The organism is Rhodococcus sp. Leaf225 (assembly GCF_001426145.1).
In the GTDB taxonomy this organism is placed as follows: Bacteria; Actinomycetota; Actinomycetes; order Mycobacteriales; family Mycobacteriaceae; genus Rhodococcoides.
Genome location: NZ_LMRN01000008.1, coordinates 53993 through 54447, shown reverse-complemented (window position 1 = coordinate 54447; position 455 = coordinate 53993). Strand labels below are relative to the sequence as shown.

Annotated in this window: 1 protein-coding gene; it reads left to right on the top strand. The window is 69.0% G+C overall.

The features are described 5' to 3' along the window. Positions 1–191: 191 nt before the first annotated feature. A partial coding sequence (locus ASG69_RS22840; protein WP_200933749.1) for a helix-turn-helix domain-containing protein occupies positions 192–455 on the top strand: 264 nt, incomplete at its 3' end.

The window sequence follows — 455 nt, the reverse complement described above, 5'->3', positions numbered from 1 at the left end:
GCGAGTTCGCGGGCGGTAGCGGCGCCTATTCCGCTCGTCGAGCCGGTGACGACGGCGGTGCGGTCGGACAGATTCGATGGGTTGCTCATGACGGCCAGTCCACAGTGCGATCACGTGACGCACCAGGGCGAGCGCTGCCTGGTCACGCCGTGACCAGGCAGTGTCCGGGATGTCTCCGTAGTCTCGGCAGGGTGCCAGCAGACAGATCCGCACTCGGAGCGTTCCTCCGGTCCCGACGTGACGCACTCACGCCGGCAACAGCGGGGATTGCGCCGTTTCCCGGTCCGCGGCGCGTTCCGGGCCTGCGCAAGGAGGAGCTCGCGGTGCTCGCGGGACTGAGCCCCGACCACTACAGCCGGTTGGAGCAGGGTCGCCAGCACACGGTCACCGACGACATCGTCGACGCCTTGAGCCGGGCCCTGCGCCTCGACCAGATCGAGGACGCACACCTCCGA